This is a genomic window from Aestuariibaculum sp. YM273, assembly GCF_030908365.1.
Lineage (GTDB): Bacteria > Bacteroidota > Bacteroidia > Flavobacteriales > Flavobacteriaceae > Aestuariibaculum > Aestuariibaculum marinum.
In genome coordinates this window covers 1,073,051-1,096,508 of sequence record NZ_CP133090.1, presented here as the reverse complement: position 1 = coordinate 1,096,508, position 23,458 = coordinate 1,073,051, and the positions used below count along the sequence as shown (strand labels likewise).

The following is a 23,458-nucleotide window of genomic DNA, read 5'->3' as shown; positions in this document are numbered from 1 at the left end:
TTTATTTAGCGTTCACTTCTTCTTTAATCCAGTCGTAACCTTTCTCCTCTAATTCGTGAGCTAATTCTTTTCCTCCTGATTTTACAATGCGTCCGTTGTATAATACGTGAACGAAATCTGGAACGATATAATCTAATAAACGCTGGTAGTGTGTAATAACTACAACCGCGTTATCTTCACTTTTTAATTTGTTAACCCCATTAGCAACAATACGTAAAGCATCGATATCTAGACCAGAATCTGTTTCATCAAGAATAGCTAATTTAGGATCTAACATAGCCATTTGGAAAATCTCGTTACGTTTCTTTTCACCACCAGAGAACCCTTCGTTTAGAGAACGTGATAAGAACTTACGGTCGATTTCTAAAAGTTCAGATTTCTCACGGATTAATTTTAGCATGTCTTTAGCAGGCATTTCTTCTAATCCTTGAGCTTTACGAGTTTCGTTAATAGCAGTTTTCATGAAGTTTGTTACTGAAACTCCAGGAATTTCTACAGGATATTGAAATGATAAGAAGACACCTTTGTGCGCGCGCTCTTCAGCAGCCAATTCGTCAATATCTTCACCTTCAAAAATGATGCTACCATCGGTAACTTCGTACTCTTCTTTTCCTGCGATTACAGATGATAAGGTACTTTTACCAGAACCATTAGGTCCCATGATAGCGTGAACTTCACCTGGTTTTACTTCAAGGTTTATACCTCTTAAAATCGCTTTATCCTCAACACGAGCGTGTAAATTCTCAATTTTTAACATAACTATTCTTGTCCTAGTTTTACAACATTGTTACTCTCTGGATTGGGTTTTGAAACGTTTAATATTTCAACCACTTCAACTTTATTATCCCAAAGAATTTTATCGTCTTTTTTATTTGTGATTTTTCCTCTTATTTCTACAGGAACCATATCTGTAGGTTCGGTTTTATATTTTTCGGCAAGCTCATTAAGCTCTTGCATTTTATCGGTTATAAAAACTCCGTAAATATTAGCATGTGTTTGTATTACTGCGGCTCCATCAAAGTACACAAAGTCGCCTTTTAAAAGGGTTAGCCCGTCGCTTTGTTTAGCGGTTTTTTCAGGACTATCGGCAGTGAATGTTTCTTCGGCAGTTTCTGTTTTTTTATCGCTTTTACACGCCGTTAAAACAGAAAGAGTTAACAGTAAAACAAATGCTTTTTTCATATTACAGAGATTTATCCAACGCTTCCTTCTAAGCTAATTTCTAATAATTTTTGAGCTTCAACGGCGAATTCCATTGGTAACTTGTTAAGTACCTCTTTACTGAACCCGTTTACGATAAGCGCAATAGCTTTTTCGGTATCGATACCACGTTGGTTACAATAGAAAATCTGGTCTTCACCAATTTTACTGGTTGTTGCTTCATGCTCGATTTGAGCTGTCTTATTTTTAGCTTCGATATATGGGAAGGTATGTGCGCCACACTCGTTACCCATAAGTAAACTATCACATTGCGAGAAGTTACGTGCGTTTTCTGCACGGCTTGCCACTTGTACTAGTCCGCGGTAAGAGTTTTGCGATTTACCTGCCGAGATCCCTTTAGAAATAATGGTAGATTTTGTGTTTTTACCAAGGTGAATCATCTTCGTACCAGTATCGGCTTGTTGGAAGTTGTTAGTTACTGCAATTGAGTAAAACTCACCAACTGAATTGTCGCCTTTTAATACACATGATGGGTACTTCCAGGTTACAGCACTTCCGGTTTCAACTTGTGTCCAGGAGATTTTAGAATTCTTCTCGCATAAACCACGTTTGGTTACAAAGTTGTAAACACCACCTTTACCTTCGGCATTTCCAGGGAACCAGTTTTGTACGGTGCTGTATTTAATTTCAGCGTCGTCTAAAGCGATAAGCTCTACAACGGCAGCATGTAACTGGTTTTCGTCACGACTTGGTGCTGTACACCCTTCAAGGTAACTTACGTAACTCCCTTCATCGGCTACAACTAAAGTTCTTTCAAACTGACCAGTTCCGGCTTGATTAATACGGAAATACGTTGATAATTCCATAGGGCATTTTACGCCTTTTGGAATATAACAGAAACTGCCATCACTAAATACCGCACTGTTTAAGGCAGCATAGAAGTTGTCTGTTTTAGGAACTACCGTACCGATATATTTTTTAACTAATTCCGGGTGTTCTTTAATCGCTTCAGAAATAGAGCAGAAAATAATGCCTTGCTCAGCTAATGTTTTCTTGAATGTTGTTGCTACCGATACAGAATCGACAACCACATCCATAGCCACACCAGCTAATTTCTTTTGCTCGTCCAGAGAAATTCCTAATTTATTAAACGTGTCTAATAACTCAGGGTCTACTTCGTCTAAACTTTCGTATTTAGGTTTTTTATTTGGTGCTGAATAATACGAAATGGCTTGAAAGTCTGGTTTCTCATAGTGCACGTTAGCCCATTCTGGCTCGGTCATACCTTGCCAGATACGAAAGGCTTCTAAACGCCACTCGGTCATCCATTCTGGCTCTTCTTTTTTAATAGAAATAGCACGGACTATATCTTCATTTAAACCAACAGGAAATGTTTCAGATTCTATGTCGGTATAAAATCCGTATTCGTATTCTTTAGTCTTAAGTTCTTCTCTTAAATCGTCTTCAGTATATTTACTCATCAGTCTTCAGTTATTGATTTAAAGTGAAAAAGATTCACCACAACCACAAGTTCTATTGGCATTCGGGTTGTTAAACACAAATCCGGTACCGTTTAGTCCTCCAGAATATTCCAGAGTGGTTCCTATTAGGTATAAAAAGCTTTTTTTGTCAACAATAATTTGTACACCATTGTCTTCAAAAACTTTGTCTTCTTCTACTTTTTCTTTATCAAACTTTAAATCGTAAGATAGCCCAGAACAACCACCGCTTTTTACCCCAACACGGATATAATCGGTCGTCGGGTCAAAGCCATCTTCTTGCATAAGCTCGACAACTTTTTTCTTAGCTGTTTCAGAAACTTTTATCATAATTATCTATATAAAAATATATATTGTCAAAATTGACTGCAAATATACAATATAAGTCGCGGATTACCATAGAGCCTAACATTATATTCACATATAGTTTTATAGGTTTTTTTTATTGTTTGTAAAATCAATAGTTTGTTGTATAATTTTAGTTATTAGGCAAATAATTTGAATTTTTATTAGTGTTTGGGTATTCAATAATCTAAATAAGCTTCTTATTTTTGCAGCATGATAGAAGATAAAAACCAGCAGCGTACAGATTTAAGTGAGTTAGGAGAGTTTGGATTAATAGACCATCTGACTAAGAATTTTGTAATCAACCATAAATCGACCGTAAAAGGTATTGGTGATGATGCCGCCGTGCTTGATTTTAAGAAGAAAGTTGTGGTAACTACCGATTTGTTAGTCGAAGGCGTACACTTCGATTTAAGTTATATGCCTTTAAAACACTTAGGGTATAAATCGGTGATTGTAAATTTGTCTGATGTGTATGCTATGAATGCTACGGCTACACAAATTACCGTATCTATTGCGGTTTCTAATCGTTTTCCATTGGAAGCTTTAGAAGAAATTTATGCAGGTATTGAAACGGCTGCAAAAATTTATAATATTGATGTCGTTGGAGGTGATACGACATCTTCTAACAAAGGTCTTTTAATTTCTGTAACTGCTTTAGGTGAAGTGGAGAATGAAGTGTATCGAAACGGAGCAAAACCTAACGATTTGTTAGTCGTTACCGGGGATGTAGGTGCCGCTTATATGGGGTTACAGGTGTTGGAACGTGAAAAGGAAGTGTTTAAAGTCAACCCAAATAATCAACCGGATTTAGATCAATATACCTATGTTATTGAGCGTCAGTTAAAGCCTGAAGCCAGAAAAGATATTGTGAAGTTGTTACAGGATTTAGATGTGAAACCAACATCGATGATTGATATTAGTGATGGATTATCTTCTGAAATTATGCACATCTGTAAGCAAAGTAAAGTGGGGTGTGATTTGTACGAAACAAAAATACCTTTAGATCCTCAGGTCATTTCAACATGTGAAGAGTTTAATATTGATAGTACTACGGTAGCTTTAAACGGTGGTGAGGATTACGAGTTGTTAATGACCATTTCACAGGACGATTATCCGAAAATTAAAGCGAATCCTAATTTAACGGTTATAGGTTATATGACCGAGGAAAGTGCTGGTATGCATTTAGTAACCAGGGCAGAAACTAAAATACCAATTAAAGCTCAAGGTTGGAAAAACTTTAACGAGTAAGATATTAATGAGGTGATTTTAAGAGGGGTACCTGTTTTTACATTCAGTTACAAAGAACAGTAATCAGAGTTTTTGTGAACCCTAAATCTGCAGAAATAAAAAGCAATTAGATTTCAGGACCTTAATAAGGTGAGGAAGCGATAATTTTTCTTTGTTTGCGTTCCATTCTTGAATGGTGAATACGCTCTAAAATATCATTGATTTCCTGAAACTTTGGTGTTAATTCAATTAAATTGCCGTTGCTATTTGTTGTTAACTGCTTTTTGCAATGTGAGCAGGTGTATTCTTTAACGTGGTACGTAACCTGTTTTGTTACTTTGTAGTTATGACCGAAAAGACTACAGTACATTTTCGGTATAAATGCTTGGGTGTTAGTAGTGGTTTTCATGGGTTGTGGTTAATTTGTTGATTTAAACATAGTTAAAAAAAACAAACAAACCGACAAAACGCTATAAATTTTCGATGAAATGCATGGTATTGAGTGAAAATTCATGTGAATTTTCTATATGAGCCATGTGTCCATCAGGAAATTCAACCACTTTTACATTCCTGTGTTTGGTTTGATTGACTAGGTTTTTATAGTCTAAAACCGGGTCTTTTTTACTAATCATCATGAGTTTATCAAATTCATGTGCTTCCAGAATATGTTCGCGGTTGGGTCTGATTTTCATGCCTTCCAAGGCGGCGATAATCCCTTGAAGTGGAGTTTGCAATGCGCTTTCAATAACCTCTTTTATTTTATCAGCAAAGATTTCTCTGTTTTTTGGTCGGAATAAATTATTAATCGCGATTCTGATAAAAGTTCTATGATTTTGTTTTACAGCTTCAATAGCCCGATCTCTCCCAATTTTGCGTTCCTGATTGTCTTCTTTTGCTGTAGAATTCATCAAACAAATGCCGCTAACTTTATTGGGGTGCTCTTCAGCGTAAGCTAATGCGACGTAACCACCCATAGAGTGTCCTAAAAAGGTTGCTTTCTTAATCTCTAAATGATTAAGAACTACATCAACCGTTTCGGCCATGAGTTTCATGCTGTGGACATAACCTAGGCATCCGGTTTCACCATGACCTAACAAATCGATACATATAATACGATGCGTTTTTGAGAATTCCGGTAAAAAAGGCTCCCACATGTTTTTATTTTCCAGAAAACCATGAAGTAAAACAACTGCATTGCCTGTTCCGGTATCGGTATACGCTATGGATGTGTTTTTGTGAGTTAAATTCATAAACTGAAAGTTGCTTTATTCTAAGCTTTAACTTTTTTTATGGCTGCAAAGGCTTTGTCGACAAATTCATCTTCAACCAAGATGGTGAACTCGTTAGTGGTTGAAATCACTTCATATAAAACAATACCTTCCCAAGCTAAACGCTTAAAGAAATGGTAGTATAAACCTGCGATTTTAGAATTGTCTTCCGGAAGGTTAACACAAATTGCTGATAATCCGGATTGTGAAGCTAAAAAGGTTTCGTTGTCTAAGCACTCTTTAACAAAAGCATCTAAACTACTAGAAACAATTAAGTTGCTTTCGTGAATACCACGGGTGAAGGTGTAGAATAATTTCGGTTCTTGATTAATACGGTCTAAAATCTTAGCGTGGTTATCAATAATGGTATCCGAATTTTTAACTGTAAAGTCGGTTAGGTTAGATCGAACTGTAATATCACCTAAATTTTGCATCACCTTTTTCATCTTCACCGAATTGGTTAACGTAGTAGGTGGATTATAGCGTCTCAGGGCCATCATAATTGCACCGGGCTTCACGTCTTTCTTGAGCATTTTGCTAATAGGTTCGGTTAGCTCGATAGCCAAGGCGCTAAAGTTTATAATGTTCCGCGAAAGCGCTTCTTCTAAATAAGGTTGTGTTATTAAAATATCTTCAACACAGTTTGATACAGTCTTCATGTTAATTATTTAACAATATGTGCAAAAGTAAACATATTTTTTAATAAATATCTTTTTTATAGAAAGGAGTTATAGTTTAGCATCCAAAATAATGAAAATGAAGCTGGTAATTGTAAGTTTCGAGATGGAGAAACAACAGCTGCCAGTATAGAACACTAAATACATTAAGTATTTATAAATATGAAAGTATTAAAATTTGGAGGGACCTCGGTAGGGTCGGTGGAGAGTATTAGTAATGTAAAAAACATTATTAATGATGGAGATAAGAAGATTGTTGTTTTATCGGCTATGTCTGGAACAACAAATCATTTAGTGTCTATTGCCAAGGATATTGAACAAGGAAATGCAAGTGAAGCAGCTACAAAAGTAAAAGTGCTTCATGAAACCTATAAGGTGGTTGTTAATAACCTTTTAAATACGAATGCAGAATTAAATGCAGATGTTCAGAGTTATGTGTCTGGTGTATTCGAATTGCTATTAGGAGCTACAGAGAAAGCGTTTACTCAAGCTTTAGAAAATGAAATTTTAGCGCAAGGTGAAATTTTATCTACATACATGGTAAACGCCTACTTGAAGCAAGAAGGAATAAGTTCAACCTTATTGCCGGCTTTGAGTTTTATGCGTATTGATGCTGAAAAGGATCCAGATATAGATTATATTAAAGCACATTTAAAAACTGTTTTTGATAACGCTGAAGATGCTCAAATCTACATCACACAAGGATTTATTTGTTTAGATGCCGAAGACGAAATTTCAAACTTGCAACGTGGCGGAAGCGATTATACAGCAACCATTATTGGAGCTGCGATTTTAGCTGAAGAAGTTCAAATCTGGACGGATATCGATGGGATGCATAATAACGACCCGAGATATGTGGAAAATACGCGTCCTATTTCAAACCTATCGTTTGATGAAGCGGCTGAGTTAGCGTATTTCGGAGCTAAAATTTTACACCCGCAAACGGTAACACCAGTGAGAGAAGATAATATTCCGGTGCGTTTAAAGAATACTATGAACCCGGAAGCACATGGTACTTTAATTAACAACAACCATTCTGAAGTTGGTATTAAAGCCATTGCTGCGAAAGACGGCATTACTGCGATTAAGATTAAATCGGCACGCATGTTAAATGCACACGGGTTCTTAAAGAAAGTATTTGAAATATTTGAAGTGTATCAAACGTCAATCGACATGATTACAACCTCGGAAGTGGCGGTGTCGTTAACCATTGATGATGATAAAAATTTAGACAAGATTTTAGTTGAATTAGAAAAAATCGCAACTATTGAAGTCGATAAAAATCAAAGTATCGTATGTTTAGTGGGGCACTCTGTAGTGAACCATCACGATACTTACAGATTGTTCCAGATATTACAAGATGTAAAAATTAGAATGATTTCATATGGCGGAAGTAATAACAACATTTCGCTGTTAATTAATTCTAACGATAAAATAAAAACACTTAGCAAGCTAAACGATTATTTATTTGAATTAGTCACTCTGTAAATTATAATTTTAGTATTGTTAAAAAGGGTCGTTGCAAAACGACCCTTTCTTATTTGTTCTATTTAGATTGATGAATTAACTATTCATTAAATCTTCAATTTCTTCAACTTCAATCGGGATGTTTGCCATTAAGTTTAAAGGTTCTCCTTTTTCCTGAACGACAACATCATCTTCTAAACGAATTCCGAAACCTTCATCAGGAATGTAAATTCCAGGTTCAACCGTAAATACCATGTTAGGTTTAATAGGTTCAGTTAAAATACCGTAGTCATGCGTGTCTAATCCCATATGGTGAGACGTACCATGCATAAAGTATTTTTTGTATGCCGGCCAGTCTGGGTTTTCGTTTTGAACATCGGCTTTGTCTAAAAGTCCTAAGCCTAGTAATTCTGAAGTCATCATTTTACCAACTTCAACGTGATATTCAGCCCAAAGTGTACCTGGAACTAATAGTTTTGTGGCTTCGTTTTTAACTCGTAATACCGCATTATATACATCCTTTTGTCTGTCGCTGTAACGACCATTAACCGGAATGGTTCTGCTTAAGTCACTAGCGTAATTAGCATACTCAGCGGCGGTGTCAAATAAAATTAAATCACCGTCTTTACATTGTTGGTTGTTTTCAACATAATGCAAAACATTAGCATTATTTCCTGAAGCAATAATTGGTGTGTAAGCAAAACCTTTTGAACGGTTACGAATAAATTCGTGAATCATTTCGGCTTCAATTTCATGTTCCCAAACACCTGGTTTAACAAAACCTAATACACGACGGAATGCTTTTTCGGTAATATTACAAGCGTTTTGAATTAAGTCAATTTCAATCTGGTGTTTTACCGAACGAAGGCGTTGTAATATTGGGTTACTTTTAGCAACGCTGTGCGCAGGGAATGTTTCTCTTAACCATTTATTGAAACGGTCTTCACGTGTTTGCGTTTCAACATTAGAGCGGTAATGCTCGTTGGTGTTTACATAAACGGTGTCACACTGCGACATTACTTCTTTAAAGATTTTGTTGAAATCATGCAGCCAGTAAACTGTTTTAATACCTGAGGTTTCAAAAGCTTTCTCTTTGTCAAGTTTAGCGCCTTCCCAGATAGCGATATGCTCGTTAGTTTCTGTTAAAAATAAGATTTCGCGGTGTTTTGGATTTGGACAATCAGGGAATAATAATAAAATACTTGATTCCTGATCTACACCACTTAAGTAAAATATATTGCGATCTTGTTGAAATGGCATGGTACTGTCGGCACCAATAGGATAAATATCATTAGAATTGAAAACAGCCAAACTATTTGGTTTCATTTGTGCTGTGAAATTCTTTCTGTTGTGAATAAATAGAGCGTTGTCTATTGGGTGATATTTCATGTTAATAGAATATTAGATTTTGTGAATGACACAAAAGTAAAAAATTCAAATGTTAATAAATGTTATAATTGGAAATAAGGTGCTTAGCTTGGTGTTGTGAGTTGAATTAGTCGGCTGGGAGTAAGAGGGGTACAGTTTTTTAAAATGATTTGTTAAGTAATCGATTACATTTTGAATTTGAAACCGAAAGGTTAAAATTTATTGTTCCTCTATATCGAATACTAAAGATTTGTTAAAGGAAATACTTAGGTAAGGGAGGTAGTTGCTTTGAAGGTGTTGGTAATTAAAGGTTTTGGACTATTTTTGTCTAAGTATTAGCTTCTTTAAAACCATTCTAAATACCTAATAAAACCGGGGTTAAAGTTTGTCTAAAATAGGCATGCTCACTACATTTGCATCTAGATATTAAACTAACTTCAAAATAATGAGCGGATTTTTTAAATCTTCGATTGGAAGAAAAGTAGCGATGGCATTATCGGCTTTTTTCCTAATGATTTTCTTATTTCAACATTTTGTAATCAACCTTTTATCAGTTTTTAGCGGTGAAATCTTCAATGAAGTATCTCACTTTATGGGAACCAATTGGTTAATTCAATTTGTAATGCAACCAGTTTTAATTTTTGGTGTGGTATTCCACTTTATCATGGGATTCATTTTAGAAATTAAAAACAAAAAAGCACAAGGGGTAGCCTATGCTAAAAATAATGGAGCTGCAAACTCATCTTGGGTTAGTAGAAACATGATTTATAGTGGGTTGGTTATTTTAGCTTTTATCGTGCTTCACTTTATCGATTTCTGGTTTCCAGAAATTAACACCAAGTACATTCAGGGCGATTGGTCTGGTGTACACGAAGGTGTAGAAGGTTACAGGTATTTCCACGAGTTACAGGAAAAATTTGTTAACCCTGCAAGAGTGGTTGCTTACATTGTAGCTTTTGTGTTCTTAGCATTACACTTGTTACACGGGTTTACATCGGCGTTCCAATCTATGGGAGCTACAGCTGGAAGAAAGAAAACATTACAAAACATTGGTAAAGCATATTCAATTATTATTCCTGCAGGATTTATAATTATTGCTTTATTCCATCATTTTAATCATATCCATTAATCTTAAGATATTATGGCATTAGATTCAAAAGTACCAAAGGGTCCAATTAAAGATAAATGGACTGAGTATAAAAATCATATTAACCTGGTAAATCCAGCTAACAAACGTCATATCGATGTTATTGTTGTGGGTACTGGTTTAGCAGGAGGGTCTGCAGCTGCTACCTTAGCAGAGCTAGGTTATAACGTAAAAGCATTTTGCTACCAGGATTCACCACGTAGAGCACACTCTATCGCGGCACAAGGTGGTATTAATGCAGCGAAGAACTACCAAGGTGATGGTGACTCGACTTACAGATTGTTTTACGATACTGTAAAAGGTGGTGATTACCGTTCACGTGAGGCCAACGTTTACCGTTTGGCAGAAGTATCAGCAAATATTATTGACCAATGTGTGGCACAAGGAGTTCCTTTTGCACGTGATTATGGTGGATTATTAGATAACCGTTCGTTCGGTGGTGTATTAGTATCTCGTACTTTTTACGCTAAAGGACAAACTGGTCAGCAGTTATTATTAGGAGCTTACTCGGCAATGAACAGACAAATTGCTCGTGGTAAAATCCAAATGTACAACCGTCATGAAATGTTAGATGTTGTTAAGGTTGACGGAAAAGCGCGTGGAATTATTGCTCGTAACTTAATAACCGGTGAAATTGAAAGACATTCAGCGCATGCTGTAGTTATTGCTTCAGGTGGATACGGAAATGTATATTTCTTATCAACTAACGCTATGGGGTCTAACGCAACGGCAGCCTGGAAAATACATAAAAAAGGAGCGTATTTTGCTAACCCATGTTATACGCAAATTCACCCAACATGTATTCCACGTTCAGGAGATTATCAGTCTAAATTAACATTAATGTCTGAGTCTTTACGTAACGATGGTCGTATTTGGGTACCTAAAAACATGGAAGACGTTTTAGCGATTCGTGAAGGTCGTAAAAAGCCAACCGATTTATCGGAAGACGAAAGAGATTACTACTTAGAGCGTCGTTATCCAGCATTCGGTAACTTAGTACCTCGTGACGTTGCTTCTCGTGCAGCTAAAGAGCGTTGTGATGCTGGTTACGGTGTTAATGCTACCGGTGAAGCGGTTTACTTAGATTTCGCATCGGCTATTGAACGTTACGGAAAAGAGCAGGCAAGAATTCAGAATATTGAAAATCCTTCAGCTCAAAAAATATATGATTTAGGAAAAGCTATCGTAGAAGCAAAATACGGTAACTTATTCCAGATGTATGAGAAAATCGTAGATGAGGATCCATACAAAACACCAATGATGATTTATCCTGCAACCCACTATACAATGGGTGGAGTTTGGGTAGACTACAACTTAATGACTACTGTTGATGGTCTTTATTGTATTGGTGAAGCTAACTTCTCAGACCACGGTGCTAACCGTCTTGGAGCTTCTGCTTTAATGCAAGGTTTAGCCGATGGATATTTTGTATTACCATACACTATCGGAGATTACTTAGCAAACGATATTAGAACAGGGGCAATTCCAACAGATACTAAAGAGTTCGACGAAGCTGAGAAGGGTGTTAAAGATATGATTGATTTCTTCATCAATAATAAAGGACAACACTCAGTAGACTACTACCACAAAAAATTAGGTAAGATTATGTGGGATAAATGTGGTATGTCTCGTAACGAGCAAGGCTTAAAAGAAGCGATGGCTGAAATTAAGGCATTGCGTGAAGATTTCTGGAAAAACGTAAAAGTTCCTGGAAGTGCTAACGAAATGAATCCTGAGTTAGAAAAAGCAGCTCGTGTAGCAGATTTCCTTGAATTAGGGGAGTTATTCGCTAAAGATGCCTTAAATAGAAATGAGTCTTGTGGAGGTCACTTTAGAGAAGAGTCTGTAGAGTTAGATGGTGAGCAAAAAGGAGAAGCGAAACGTAACGATAAAGATTACGCTTATGTAGCTGCCTGGGAGTACAAAGGGGAGCCTGCCGATGCTGTTTTACACAAAGAAGAATTAGAGTTTAATGATATAGAACTAAAACAACGTTCGTACAAATAAAATAGACATTATGAATTTAACACTTAAAATTTGGAGACAAAAAGACTCAAATGCAAAGGGTCAAATGGTCGATTATAAAGTTACTGATATTTCAGAGCATATGTCTTTTTTAGAAATGATGGATGTTTTGAATGAACAACTTATCGCTGCCGGAGAAGAGCCTGTAGCCTTCGATCACGATTGTCGTGAGGGGATATGTGGTATGTGTTCTATGTACATTAACGGTGAAGCACACGGACCAGACAGAGGGGTAACCACTTGTCAGTTACACATGCGTATGTTTAACGATGGCGATACCATTACTATTGAGCCATTTAGAGCAGCTGCATTCCCGGTAATTAAAGATTTAGTAGTAGATAGAACCTCTTTCGATCGTATTCAACATGCAGGAGGTTATATTTCTGTAAATACATCGGGTAACACACAAGATGCTAACAATATTCCAATCTCTAAGCATGCTGCCGATGAGGCTATGGATGCGGCGACTTGTATAGGTTGTGGAGCTTGTGTGGCAACGTGTAAAAACTCAAGTGCTATGTTATTCGTTGGTGCTAAAGTGTCTCAGTATGCCTTATTACCTCAAGGTCAGGTTGAAGCTGCCGATCGTGTTCGTAACATGGTAGCTCAAATGGACTTAGAAGGTTTTGGTAACTGTACTAATACTGGTGCTTGCGAGATTGAATGTCCTAAAGGCATTTCTTTAGAAAACATTGCAAGAATGAATAGAGAGTTAATGAAAGCACAATTCTAAAAATTGTTATTTCAACATATAAATGAAAACCCAGGCTTAGGCTTGGGTTTTTTTGTGTAGCTTTATCAGGTTAATTGTATCTGATGAATAAACTATTCTGTTTAATTGTAATTTGCTTTTTGTCTTTTTCCAATGGATCTGCTCAGGCTAAAAGTGAAATTTATGAGCCGTCTTTTTTTGAAGAAACCTTATTGAAAAATATAGAAAATTTGTCTGCGGATGCTTTTGAAGGTAGAAGAACAGGAACAAGAGGAGGTATTAAAGCTAGAAAATATGTTATTAATGAGTTTTCTAAGTTAGGTGTGCAACCTTTGTTTAAAAGGAATTACGAGCAGCCTTTTACCTTTACTCTGGATGGCAAATATTATGAAGCAGCGAATGTTTTAGGTGTAATTAAAGGTGAAAAATATCCTGATAAATACATTGTAATAAGTGCTCACTACGATCATGAAGGGATTAAGCATGGTGAAATTTATAATGGAGCAGACGATAATGCCTCTGGTGTTGGAGCTTTATTTAGTTTTGCTGAATATTATCAATATCACCAACCAAAATACTCGATTATACTGGCTGCTTTTGATGCCGAGGAATTAGGCTTACAAGGTTCGAAATACTTTGTAAATAACCCTAAAATTCCGTTCAAGAATATTGTTTTTAATATCAATATGGATATGATTAGTCGCAGTGAAAACAATGAACTTTTTGCTGTAGGAGCGGCTCATTATCCGTTTTTAAAATCGGTAATTAAAGGTATAGAAACTCCTGATAATTTTAAACTATCTATGGGCCATGACCAAGGTAATTGGAAAGAAGACTGGACACATTCCTCTGATCATGCGCCTTTTCATAAACAAGGTATTCCATTTTTATATTTTGGTGTGGAAGACCATAGTGATTATCATGAACCGACTGATGATTACGAGAATATTCAGCCGGTTTTTTATTCTAATGCAGTAAAAGTTATTATCTCTGTATTTGAAAAGTTAGATAGTTTATCGCTTTAAATGGTTGAAGGTTAATGCGAATGACCACCACCTTCCTCTGCTAACAACATGAATCCGCCTTGGGTTAAAATAGTTTTATTTATTAAATCATCACTATTTAGAATTTCAGCATAAGTTTCATTTTGTAGCCCCAACTTAAGTTTAAGTTTTTCAAAACTATATGTTCCATTTTCTTCATTTTTTAAAACTAAAGCATACAAAGCATCTTCATGCTCAATAATGGCGTCTTTAGGTAAAGCAGATTTTTCAACCGAGTTGCTAATAATTTGGGCTTCAACAAACATACCTACAATAAAATTGGCTTGTTCCTCGTCTAAAAGATGCGCATGAACTTTTATGATGCGATTTTTCTCATCTACAGTAGAACCAACTAAATAGACTTCAGCTTTAAAAGTTTGGGTAGACGCTTCGGGTATTTTAAAGTTTATTTTTTGTCCTTTTTTGATGTTTAAAATATCCTTTTCAAACACCGATAGTTCCAAATGTATATGGTCGGTATCAATAATTTCCATTATCATATCAGAAGGCGAAACATGCATTCCGTTACTTACTTCTACCTTCGTAACAGAACCTTCAATTGGAGAATATAAATTAACTGTCGATGTTAATTGACCTTGTTCAACAGAAGCCGGATTAATATTTAACATGGTTAATTTCTTTTTTAAACCGTTGTATTCGGCAAGTGCACTTTTGTAAGCGCTTTCTGCTTTTAGGAAGTTTTTTTGAGAGGTTATATTCTCATTAAATAAACTTTGTTGTCTGGTAAATTCCGATTTTAGATAAGTCAACTGTTCTGCAATTTCCAAATATTGTTGTTGTAACTCTACAAATTCAGGGTTTTCCATGCTTACCAGCAATTGGCCTTTTTTAACCTGATCGCCGATAAGAAGCGGTGTTTTGGTAATGTATCCGCCCATAAAACTACTTATTGTAGCCTTATTGTGGGGAGGAACATCAATGATTCCGCTAACGTTAATAGTTTTATTGAATGTATGCTGTTCCAAATTCCCCAATTTCATATTTTCGGCTTCAAACTGTTTTTGGCTTACCGAAAGATGCTCTTCCATGGTGTCTTCAACAACAGGATTTACATTCTTTTCTGAATTTTTACAGGCTATTACCGTTAATAGCGCAATAAGTATATATAAGTTTTTCATCTTCGTTTATTTTACAATAAGGTGGTTGATGGTAATAATGGTTTGGTTATAATGATTCAAATGCTCCAGATAATTTAACTGAATATCGGTGGCGGTTTCTATACTTTGTATGTACTGAAAGAAATCAATCTCGCCTTCTTTAAAGCTTCGATTGGCAGTTTTTATAATTTCTTTAGATAAGGCTTTGCCTTCATTTTCGTAATAAGTAATGGAGGCATTATGTTGTTCCAATTTGGCTAATAATTTCTGGTGTTCGGTTTGTAACTTCACCTTATAGTTTTCCTGTTCTGCAACAGAGGCCTCTCTTGCTAATTTGGTAGCTTTAATTTTTGAAGCGTTACCGCTAAAGAGTAAAGGGATTTTAATACCGAATTGATACCCAATCATGTTGTCGTTTAGGGAACTGTTAGAACCTTGAAAGTACTCGACACTTAAATCGGGTAACAAGTTTTGCTTTTCCTGTTGATTTAAGGCCTTGTAATAATCATTATACAAATCGTAATACCCTAAACCGATATTATCGTCAATCGATATATTTTGAAGTTCCAACTTTTTAAAATTCGTGTCAATCTCGGGTAATGTATCTACTTGAACCATTTTTTTCAGTTGTTCGTTTGCAGAAGCCACCTCCAGAAGCGATTGCCTGTATTTGGTTTCTAATTGCTTTTGTTTAGACTTGGCGCTTATCATTTCAAGATAATTGGTTTCACCAAGTTCAAAACGACGTTCGGCAGCTTTTGAAAAGTTTTGATATAAGCTATCTAAAAAACGATACGATTCGGCTTTATTCGTTGTATAACACAACTCATAATATGCTTTTGAAACATCGCGTTTTAAGGTTTCTAATTGTATGTTATAATCTGTATTTTGTAACTCGTATTGTGCTTTGTTAACTTTCTTATCTGCGAAATATAAGGTCGGAAATTTAAAATCCTGACTCACACCAAAAACCTTCAAAGGAATACCATTAACAGCCATATTGTTTTCATCGTAGCTATAAAAAATGTGTGTTTTATCAAAATTAAAAGCACTACCAATACGTGCTTTGCTTTCTTCAGTTTTTAATGAAGACGCTTTTAATCCCGTATTGTTTTCAATAGCCAGATTAATGGTTTCATCAAGCGATAAAGGGTTTGATTGTGCATGCATTTTAAAACAGAATAAAAGAATGACTATTGAAGCTACTATGTTTTTATTCATTTTAATATGTTTCTTTTCTTCAAACCAGGCATAAAGCACAGGTAATACAATTAAGGTTAAAACTGTAGCCGTAATTAATCCGCCTATAACCACGGTGGCTAACGGACGCTGAACTTCGGCACCAGCATTGGTTGAAATGGCCATAGGAAGAAAACCTAAAGCCGCCGCCGATGCTGTTAATAAAACAGGACGCAAACGCTCGATTGTACCTCGTTTGATACGCTCTTCAATATCGAGAACACCTTCTTCTTTAAGTTCTTTAAAATGTTCGATTAATACAATACCGTTAAGTACAGCAATACCAAAAAGAGCAATGAAACCGATACCTGCCGAAATACTAAACGGCATGCCTCTAAACCACAGTAAAAAGATACCACCAACAGCTGAAAGAGGAATGGCAGAATATACCATGGCAGCTTCTTTTATTGATCCAAAGGCAAAATGTAGCATAATAAAAATGAGAATTAAAGCTACAGGAACAGCTACCATTAAACGGTCTTTAGCGCTTTGTAAATTTTCAAATTGTCCGCCATAGGTAACACGGTACCCCACAGGGAGTTTTACTTCGGAGTCTACAATATGTTTTACATCATCTACCACAGATTGTAAATCGCGGTTTCTAACATTTATCCCAATAACGATTCTACGTTGCGTATTATCACGCGATATTTTAGCAGGACCTGTTGTATATTTAATTTCGGCTAATTCACTTAAAGGAATTTTAGCACCAGTTGGTGTGTCGATATATAAATTTTGAAGATTTTCGATATTGGTGCGTTTGTTTTTATCTAAACGGATTACCAAATCGAAACGTTTCTCGCCTTCAAAAATGTTTCCTACGGTTGCACCAGCAAATCCCATGGAAATAATTTGATTCACATCGGCAATATTAAGTCCGAAGCGCGCAATCTTACTTCGGTTAAAATTCACTGTCATTTGCGGAAGACCTTCCACTTTTTCAATAACAATATCAGATGCACCTTCAACATCGTGAATCAGTGATTTAATTTCGTTGGCTTTACTCGCTAAAACTGATAAATCTTCACCAAAAATTTTAATCGCCACATCGGCTCTAACTCCGGTAATAAGCTCGTTAAATCGCATTTCAATGGGTTGTGTGAATTCCACTTCCATTCCAGGAATGATGCTTAAAGCTTCTTTGAATTTATCGGCAAGTTCATCTTTGCTTTCTGCGGAAACCCATTCATCTTTTGGTTTCAATTTGATAATGACATCGCTTTCTTCCATACTCATGGGATCGGTAGGGACTTCGGCGGCACCAATTCGGCTCACCACCTGATCGACTTCAGGGAAATTATCTAATAACGTTTTTTCAATTTTGGTAGTGATTTCAATAGTCTTTTTTAAAGAGGTTCCTGTTTTTAAAACTGGTTGAATAACAAAATCACCTTCATCTAGCGTTGGCACAAATTCGCCACCCATGGTTGTGAAAATATAAATGCTTGAGGCTAAAAGTACCCCCGATGCTGCAATTACAATTTTCTTGTTTTGCAAAGCCCAGTGAATGGAAGGTTTATAAAATGTGTTAAGGCGGCTCATCAGTTTTACCGAAATATTTTTCTCACTGTGTTTTATAGGTTTTAGGAACATCGAGGAAATAACCGGAACATAAGTTAAACACAATATCATGGCACCAATTAACGCAAAGCTGAACGTAAGTGCCATAGGTTTAAACATTTTACCTTCAACACCGCTAAGCGATAGAATAGGGATGAATACAATAAGAATGATGAGTTGCCCGAAAATAGCCGAGTTCATCATTTTTGAAGCACTTTTTTTTGTGATTTGGTCTATTTCATCCTGTCGGTCTTCTTTAGATAAAGTATTGATCTTTGCACTCTGACTTGTAATTTGAAAGGCTATAAATTCCACGATAATGACGGCGCCATCAATAATAATTCCGAAGTCGATAGCCCCTAAACTCATCAGGTTGGCATCGATTCCGAACATGTTCATTAAGGAAATCGCAAATAGCAAACACAACGGAATTACCGAAGCTACAACCAGCCCAGAGCGGAAATTTCCAAGAAGTAAAACCACCACAAAAATTACGATTAGCGAACCTAAAATAAGGTTTTCGGCAACGGTGAATGTGGTTTTTCCAATCAGTTCGCTACGTTCTAAAAATTCATTAATATAAACGCCTTCGGGTAAAGAAGTTTGAATATTGGCAATACGTTCTTTAACGGCTTCAATAACTTGTTTAGAGTTACCGTCTTTAAGCATCATAACTTGTCCGAGTACTTTTTCGCCTTCGCCATTTCCAGTAATTGCACCAAATCGGGTAGCGCTTCCAAAGCCTACAGTTGCTATATTTTTTATATAAATAGGAACACCATCATTTTTTACAACAATGTTTTCAATATCACTTAAAGAATTAACCAAACCTTCGCCACGAATAAAATAGGCTTTATTGGTTTTTTCAATGTAACCACCACCTGCAATACTGTTATTTTTTTCTAAGGCATTGAAAATATCAAGGTAGGTGATATTCATGGCTTTCAGTTTTTCTGGGTTGATAGCCACTTCGTATTGTTTTAAGTAGCCTCCCCATGTGTTAATTTCAACAACGCCGGGAATACCAGAGAGTTGGCGTTTAACAATCCAGTCTTGAATGGTTCTTAAATCGGTAGTGGAATATTGGTCTTTATATTCAGGTTTTACATCCAGAATATATTGATGTATTTCCCCTAAACCTGTCGTGATAGGACCCATTTCAGGTGAGCCAAAACCTTCAGGGATTTTTTCTGATGCCGATTTTATTTTTTCTGCAATAAGTTGACGCGGGAGGTAGGTTCCCATCTTATCACTAAACACAATGGTAACCACCGATAAACCGAATTTTGAAACCGATCGGATTTCCTCTACGCCGGGTAAATTGGCCATTTCCAGTTCAACGGGATAGGTTATAAATTGCTCGACATCTTGCGTAGACAGGTTACGAGAGGTTGTTATCACCTGCACTTGGTTGTTGGTGATATCTGGAACGGCACCAATAGGTATTTGGGTTAACGAATAAATACCAAAGCCAAATATAAATGCAGTGAAAAGTATAACGATTAGCTTATTCTTTAAGCTGAATTTTATAATGTTTTCTAACATAATTCAATGTAATCAAATAATTAAATAGGGCTATTTTAAACCGATGTAGTTTAAATAGTTTTAATAATGTCGATAAAGAATTATGCTAATTTGGGAGGTTGAAATACCGAAGGTTTTTCAAATAAAGAAACCGGTTCTTTGTAGAAGAAATTTATAGGTTTTTCTACAATTTCATCACGTTTAATATCATATGAAATGTGCTGAGTAAGTATAAATGTAGCATTTATATGACATAGCAAATGCTGGTGATCTTTAAACGGTAAGTTTTTATGCTCTTCATGTTTGTCGCCGTGGGTTGCAACTTCGTCACCGTAATGTTCTGCTAAAAATTGAAGGAAGTTATCGCCATACATTTTTTTGTGATAGCTGGCATGTTCCAATAACGCATTGAACTTTGAAAAGTCGTCAAAGTTGATGTTGAAACTTTGTATAAGAATCAAAAAAGAAAATAATATAACCGTTATTTTACTCATACCTAATTACAATAGTACAAAAAATATAAGAGCAAAATGTTAAGAGTAGCTTAAAAATAGGCCTTTAGCTGTACAGTTCCGGTGTGAATCGTTTTGCTGGTTTCGGTTTTTCTACCGTAATAACTTAGGTTTAAATCTAAAAAAGTGGTTAGTTTTTTTTGAGCTAATAAACTCCATGTAAAGTTTTTTCCAGGTTGTAATCCTTCAAGCATTTGGTAAGCCACAGGAGTGTTGGCGCTACCGCTAAAATCGTTGGTTAAAAAGTTGAATTCTCCAATAACCGAACTTTTTGAATTGTTACTAAAGGTAAATGAAGTGCCGTATTTAGACTGCTTCAAAGCTTCAAAACTACCAATCGTATTTTCTTTGTTAGCATATTGATAATAGATGTCGAAGCGCGTGTTGTCATTTAATAAATAAGAAAGTTTCGGACTCAAGCGAGTTTCATCAAAATTGTAATTTTTACTGATGAAATTTTCGCTTAAGCTTTCATTGTTCTCAAAATCTGATTGTAAAGTGATTAACCAGCTCTCTTGAATTTTATGATTGAAATTGAACTGATGACTTTGCAGAGCATTTTCAACAAAGCCGGTGGAAAGAATATTTCGCGTTCGGTTTGATAAAAAGGTGTAAGACGTGGTATATTGCTGTTTTCCGCGATTAAAAAACAGAATATTTCTGAAGTTAAGCTGAAGTCCTAATTGGTTGTCTTCATTATTTTCAAAAGGATTTAAGTTAAAACCGTTGCCATCGCGTTTTAATTTTCTATCGATTAAATAACTGGTTTGACTATAGAAATGAGACCAGAATTTCTTTGAAGCATTATCGCTAACCGCCCATTGAGAGGGATTAATGGTCACCGTTTGACTCAATCGGTTTTGGTGGGTTTTAATGTATACGCGATTAGGAAGTAAGACACGAATGTATTTCCCTTGATCCTGAAATTGTGCAATCTCGAATTCTTCCAGTTCCTGAATACCATTGTTATTATAATCTATCCAAGTATAGGTGCCTTGCCCAGGTTCGACCTCCACATAAGTAAAATCCTGTTGCGGTAAGGTTCCCGAATTAGTTTCAAAAAGTGTGTTCCAAAGGATGAGTTTTTTGAATAGCTTTTGACTGAATTGAAGTCTGGAGTTAATAGATTGTTCGTTTTCTACATCTTCTTCTACACTTTTTAATGTTCTGTAATTGGCGTATAAAACCAGGTTAGTGTTAGTGTTTTGAATGAGTCGAGTGTCTAAATAAAAGGTGTTCGATGTATTTACTTTTTGTAATTGATTGTTTCTAATACTGTCGTTTATTCGATTTTTATAACCTATTTCGGTGAAAATCTTCGTGCTGTCTCCCACACCAAAAAAGACTTCATAAGATTTAAATTTCTGACTTAAAGGTGTTAGGGAATCGGTTAAAAGTTCGCGTTGCTCATTATCTTCAATAGCTAATTTTGTTCCCAGCCAGCTACGTTTCATACTATACGTTACACGATTATACGATCTTAAAAAAGTTGAGGAACTTAAAGTTGAATTGGCATCTAAGAAACTGGAATAAGATTGAATATTGAATTTATTTAATCTGAGATTCATATTCGCTAAATGGCGATTTCCATTGAAAAACCCGGAATATCCTAAATGCTCAAACTGGTAATTTATACCTCCTTTTTCAGGGTGAAACAGATTGATACCAGAACTCAATAAATTTTGGTTGTCGTAGTCGTTAATAATGGTGGTGCCGTTAAGGTCGCTTAAATTCCAGTCGCGATTAAATTCGGCATTATACAAGCGTTCAATGGTATTGAAGTTTTTCTGAATGTAATCTCCATCGGCAAATACATTTATGTTCCAAAGGCTATCCGTCTTAATGATGCTTTGCGTGATTTTAAGTTTTCCAGCAAAACCATCATTATTATTGTCATCGAGGTTAGAGAATAAGTTTAAATCTTTTTTACTTCCAGCAACTTCAAAAACAATATTTGTCTTTTCGGTAGGGGTGTAGCTTCCGTTTAGAACAGCAATTTGTAATTTGGTAGGAGCTACCAGTTGAACAACGGGCTCATAGTTTCCTTGCGGTATACCGAGTTGAGGTTCAATATATTCGTAAATATTACTGATGGCATTGGTGCTGCTTAAAATATAATTTCCTTGATTTGTGCCTACTTGAGTGAAGGTTACACGGTATAATTCATCGTCAGGATTGTTTGAAAATACAAAGGCTTCATCACCGTTAATTAATTCCTTTCGGTATAAAATGCGGTTGTCGTTATAGCTTTCCTGAATTTCCGACGGCGCTACCATCTGTGTTCGGTCGTCTCCAGCTTGCGATAATATTTGAACCTGTTCTTCCGATAGGTTTTGTTGTAAAGGTTGATTTTTGGCATCGTTTTCAGAATATACCGATACTCCAAGTTGTAGTTTGTTGCTTTTGTAGCTCCCGCCACCGTAGGCCACTAATCGTGAGTAATTACGCTCGCTGTATTGGTAATCTACGGTAATACGCATTTCGGAAGTCATTGGGTATGTCGAGTTGAAAATAATTTCACCCGCATTATAATCAATAACATAATCTTCATTTTCACCGCGTTTTAATGCGCTTCCATTGACGTAAACGGTTTCACTACCTGAAACAATAAGCACAAACAGCTCTCCGTTTTGACCCTGTAATTTATAAGGGCCCTGGTTTCCTTCCTGAGCAGTAAACTGACTCCGTGTAAATTGTCCGCGAACTAAGGCACCTGCAGCGAATAATTGTGTTTGTTTATCGTCGTTCCCTAAGTTAGCATTTACTAACAACCCTTGAACACGCTTAGAAAAATTGGCAAAGTATGAGTTGTTATTTTCCAAATCAATATCCCCTGCACGAACACTCCAGTTATCGCTTAACAATTCAATGAAGATTTGATCGAATTCATCTAATCGCTGACTGTACCCGCTTTCCTGAAGCGGAATATTAGCATCCTGAATGGAAGCACGAAGCGAAATTTTTTCATTTAGTTTTCCTGAAATCTGTAAATCCAGTTCACTATTTAATACCGAATTTTGGTTGTTACCAACAGTAACCCCACGTGAAATACTTCCTGAGGTAGTTAAACCATCAAACGGAATATAGTTTTTATTGGTGTTTGGTTGAGATAGTTGATATAGTTTCTGAATATTATCGGTGTCCTCTACAATAATATTTTCATCTAATTGTTTGTAGGTCTTGGTTAGAAAGTCAGGAAACTTTAAATAGTTAATAATAATGGAGTCGAGCGCTATACTTTTTTTAAAGTACAACGTCGCTTTTGGGAAATCTACCGTATAATAAGTAGTATCAATAGTCGAACCGTCGAGAGTTTTTATTGAAAAATAATTAGGGTTTATACTCAGGGAGTCGATGGCGATGGTATCGTTTACAGCAACCTTTATGTTTTTGTAACTAGCATTTTGTTCTTGGGCAATAACCCAAAAACTAACAAAAAACATAAAAAGGAAAACTGTATATTTCATTTGATACTTAAACAGTAAAATGTTGAAATTATTTCGTTAGAGTTTTTGTTAAATGAACCGCAAAATTGTGGTGTAAAAGTAACGCATTATTTATTT

Annotated in this window: 18 protein-coding genes; 6 read left to right on the top strand and 12 right to left on the bottom strand. The window is 35.9% G+C overall.

From position 1 onward, the window contains the following. Position 1 precedes the first annotated feature (1 nt). From sufC to RBH94_RS04610, 4 genes are read right to left on the bottom strand one after another with little or no spacing between them, the layout of a single operon-like run. Positions 2–757 (bottom strand): Fe-S cluster assembly ATPase SufC, encoded by a 756-nt coding sequence (gene sufC / locus RBH94_RS04625; RefSeq protein WP_307882580.1) that lies wholly within the window; start codon positions 755–757, stop codon positions 2–4. 2 nt (positions 758–759) lie between these two features. Next, on the bottom strand, positions 760–1,182 hold the full coding sequence (locus tag RBH94_RS04620) for a hypothetical protein (RefSeq protein WP_307882579.1): 423 nt from the start codon (positions 1,180–1,182) through the stop codon (positions 760–762). 11 nt (positions 1,183–1,193) lie between these two features. After that, on the bottom strand, positions 1,194–2,642 hold the full coding sequence (gene sufB, locus RBH94_RS04615) for a Fe-S cluster assembly protein SufB (protein ID WP_307882578.1): 1,449 nt from the start codon (positions 2,640–2,642) through the stop codon (positions 1,194–1,196). An 18-nt stretch (positions 2,643–2,660) separates the two neighbouring features. After that, positions 2,661–2,990, bottom strand: a complete 330-nt coding sequence (locus RBH94_RS04610; protein WP_188222859.1) for an iron-sulfur cluster assembly accessory protein — start codon at positions 2,988–2,990, stop codon at positions 2,661–2,663. A 228-nt stretch (positions 2,991–3,218) separates the two neighbouring features. On the opposite strand from RBH94_RS04610, the gene thiL reads away from it, so the two are divergent. Then, complete coding sequence (thiL, locus tag RBH94_RS04605; protein ID WP_188222860.1) at positions 3,219–4,256, top strand: thiamine-phosphate kinase; 1,038 nt, start codon at positions 3,219–3,221, stop codon at positions 4,254–4,256. Positions 4,257–4,377: 121 nt separating this feature from the next. On the opposite strand, the gene RBH94_RS04600 is transcribed toward thiL, so the two are convergent. From RBH94_RS04600 to RBH94_RS04590, 3 genes are all read right to left on the bottom strand, one after another. Continuing rightward, positions 4,378–4,644, bottom strand: coding sequence for a hypothetical protein (locus tag RBH94_RS04600; protein ID WP_188222861.1), 267 nt, complete (start codon positions 4,642–4,644; stop codon positions 4,378–4,380). A 61-nt stretch (positions 4,645–4,705) separates the two neighbouring features. Then, positions 4,706–5,485, bottom strand: a complete 780-nt coding sequence (locus RBH94_RS04595) for an alpha/beta fold hydrolase (RefSeq protein ID WP_307882577.1) — start codon at positions 5,483–5,485, stop codon at positions 4,706–4,708. Positions 5,486–5,505: 20 nt separating this feature from the next. Beyond that, positions 5,506–6,162, bottom strand: a complete 657-nt coding sequence (locus tag RBH94_RS04590; protein WP_307882576.1) for a hypothetical protein — start codon at positions 6,160–6,162, stop codon at positions 5,506–5,508. A 180-nt stretch (positions 6,163–6,342) separates the two neighbouring features. On the opposite strand from RBH94_RS04590, the gene RBH94_RS04585 reads away from it, so the two are divergent. Continuing rightward, positions 6,343–7,668, top strand: a complete 1,326-nt coding sequence (locus RBH94_RS04585; protein WP_307882575.1) for an aspartate kinase — start codon at positions 6,343–6,345, stop codon at positions 7,666–7,668. A gap of 75 nt (positions 7,669–7,743) precedes the next feature. Here the strand turns inward: RBH94_RS04585 and RBH94_RS04580 are convergent, their stop codons facing one another. Beyond that, on the bottom strand, positions 7,744–9,036 hold the full coding sequence (locus RBH94_RS04580) for an aminopeptidase P family protein (RefSeq protein ID WP_307882574.1): 1,293 nt from the start codon (positions 9,034–9,036) through the stop codon (positions 7,744–7,746). A gap of 424 nt (positions 9,037–9,460) precedes the next feature. On the opposite strand from RBH94_RS04580, the gene RBH94_RS04575 reads away from it, so the two are divergent. From RBH94_RS04575 to RBH94_RS04560, 4 genes are all read left to right on the top strand, one after another. Next, positions 9,461–10,144: a succinate dehydrogenase cytochrome b subunit gene (locus RBH94_RS04575; protein WP_307882573.1), complete on the top strand. Its 684-nt coding sequence runs from the start codon at positions 9,461–9,463 to the stop codon at positions 10,142–10,144. A gap of 12 nt (positions 10,145–10,156) precedes the next feature. Then, complete coding sequence (locus tag RBH94_RS04570) at positions 10,157–12,169, top strand: fumarate reductase/succinate dehydrogenase flavoprotein subunit (RefSeq protein WP_188222867.1); 2,013 nt, start codon at positions 10,157–10,159, stop codon at positions 12,167–12,169. A gap of 10 nt (positions 12,170–12,179) precedes the next feature. Next, positions 12,180–12,920, top strand: coding sequence for a succinate dehydrogenase/fumarate reductase iron-sulfur subunit (locus RBH94_RS04565; RefSeq protein ID WP_307882572.1), 741 nt, complete (start codon positions 12,180–12,182; stop codon positions 12,918–12,920). 83 nt (positions 12,921–13,003) lie between these two features. Further along, on the top strand, positions 13,004–13,924 hold the full coding sequence (locus RBH94_RS04560) for a M28 family peptidase (protein ID WP_307882571.1): 921 nt from the start codon (positions 13,004–13,006) through the stop codon (positions 13,922–13,924). Positions 13,925–13,935: 11 nt separating this feature from the next. Here the strand turns inward: RBH94_RS04560 and RBH94_RS04555 are convergent, their stop codons facing one another. The 4 genes from RBH94_RS04555 to RBH94_RS04540 all read right to left on the bottom strand — a co-directional run bounded on the left by RBH94_RS04555 (position 13,936) and on the right by RBH94_RS04540 (position 23,362). Then, entirely contained in the window at positions 13,936–15,081 is a 1,146-nt protein-coding gene (locus RBH94_RS04555) for an efflux RND transporter periplasmic adaptor subunit (RefSeq protein ID WP_307882570.1), read from the bottom strand. A gap of 6 nt (positions 15,082–15,087) precedes the next feature. Then, positions 15,088–19,404: a CusA/CzcA family heavy metal efflux RND transporter gene (locus tag RBH94_RS04550; RefSeq protein WP_307882569.1), complete on the bottom strand. Its 4,317-nt coding sequence runs from the start codon at positions 19,402–19,404 to the stop codon at positions 15,088–15,090. 80 nt (positions 19,405–19,484) lie between these two features. Then, entirely contained in the window at positions 19,485–19,844 is a 360-nt protein-coding gene (locus tag RBH94_RS04545; protein ID WP_241739494.1) for a hypothetical protein, read from the bottom strand. Between the two features lie 83 nt (positions 19,845–19,927). After that, positions 19,928–23,362 (bottom strand): hypothetical protein, encoded by a 3,435-nt coding sequence (locus tag RBH94_RS04540; RefSeq protein WP_307882568.1) that lies wholly within the window; start codon positions 23,360–23,362, stop codon positions 19,928–19,930. Positions 23,363–23,458 lie beyond the last annotated feature (96 nt).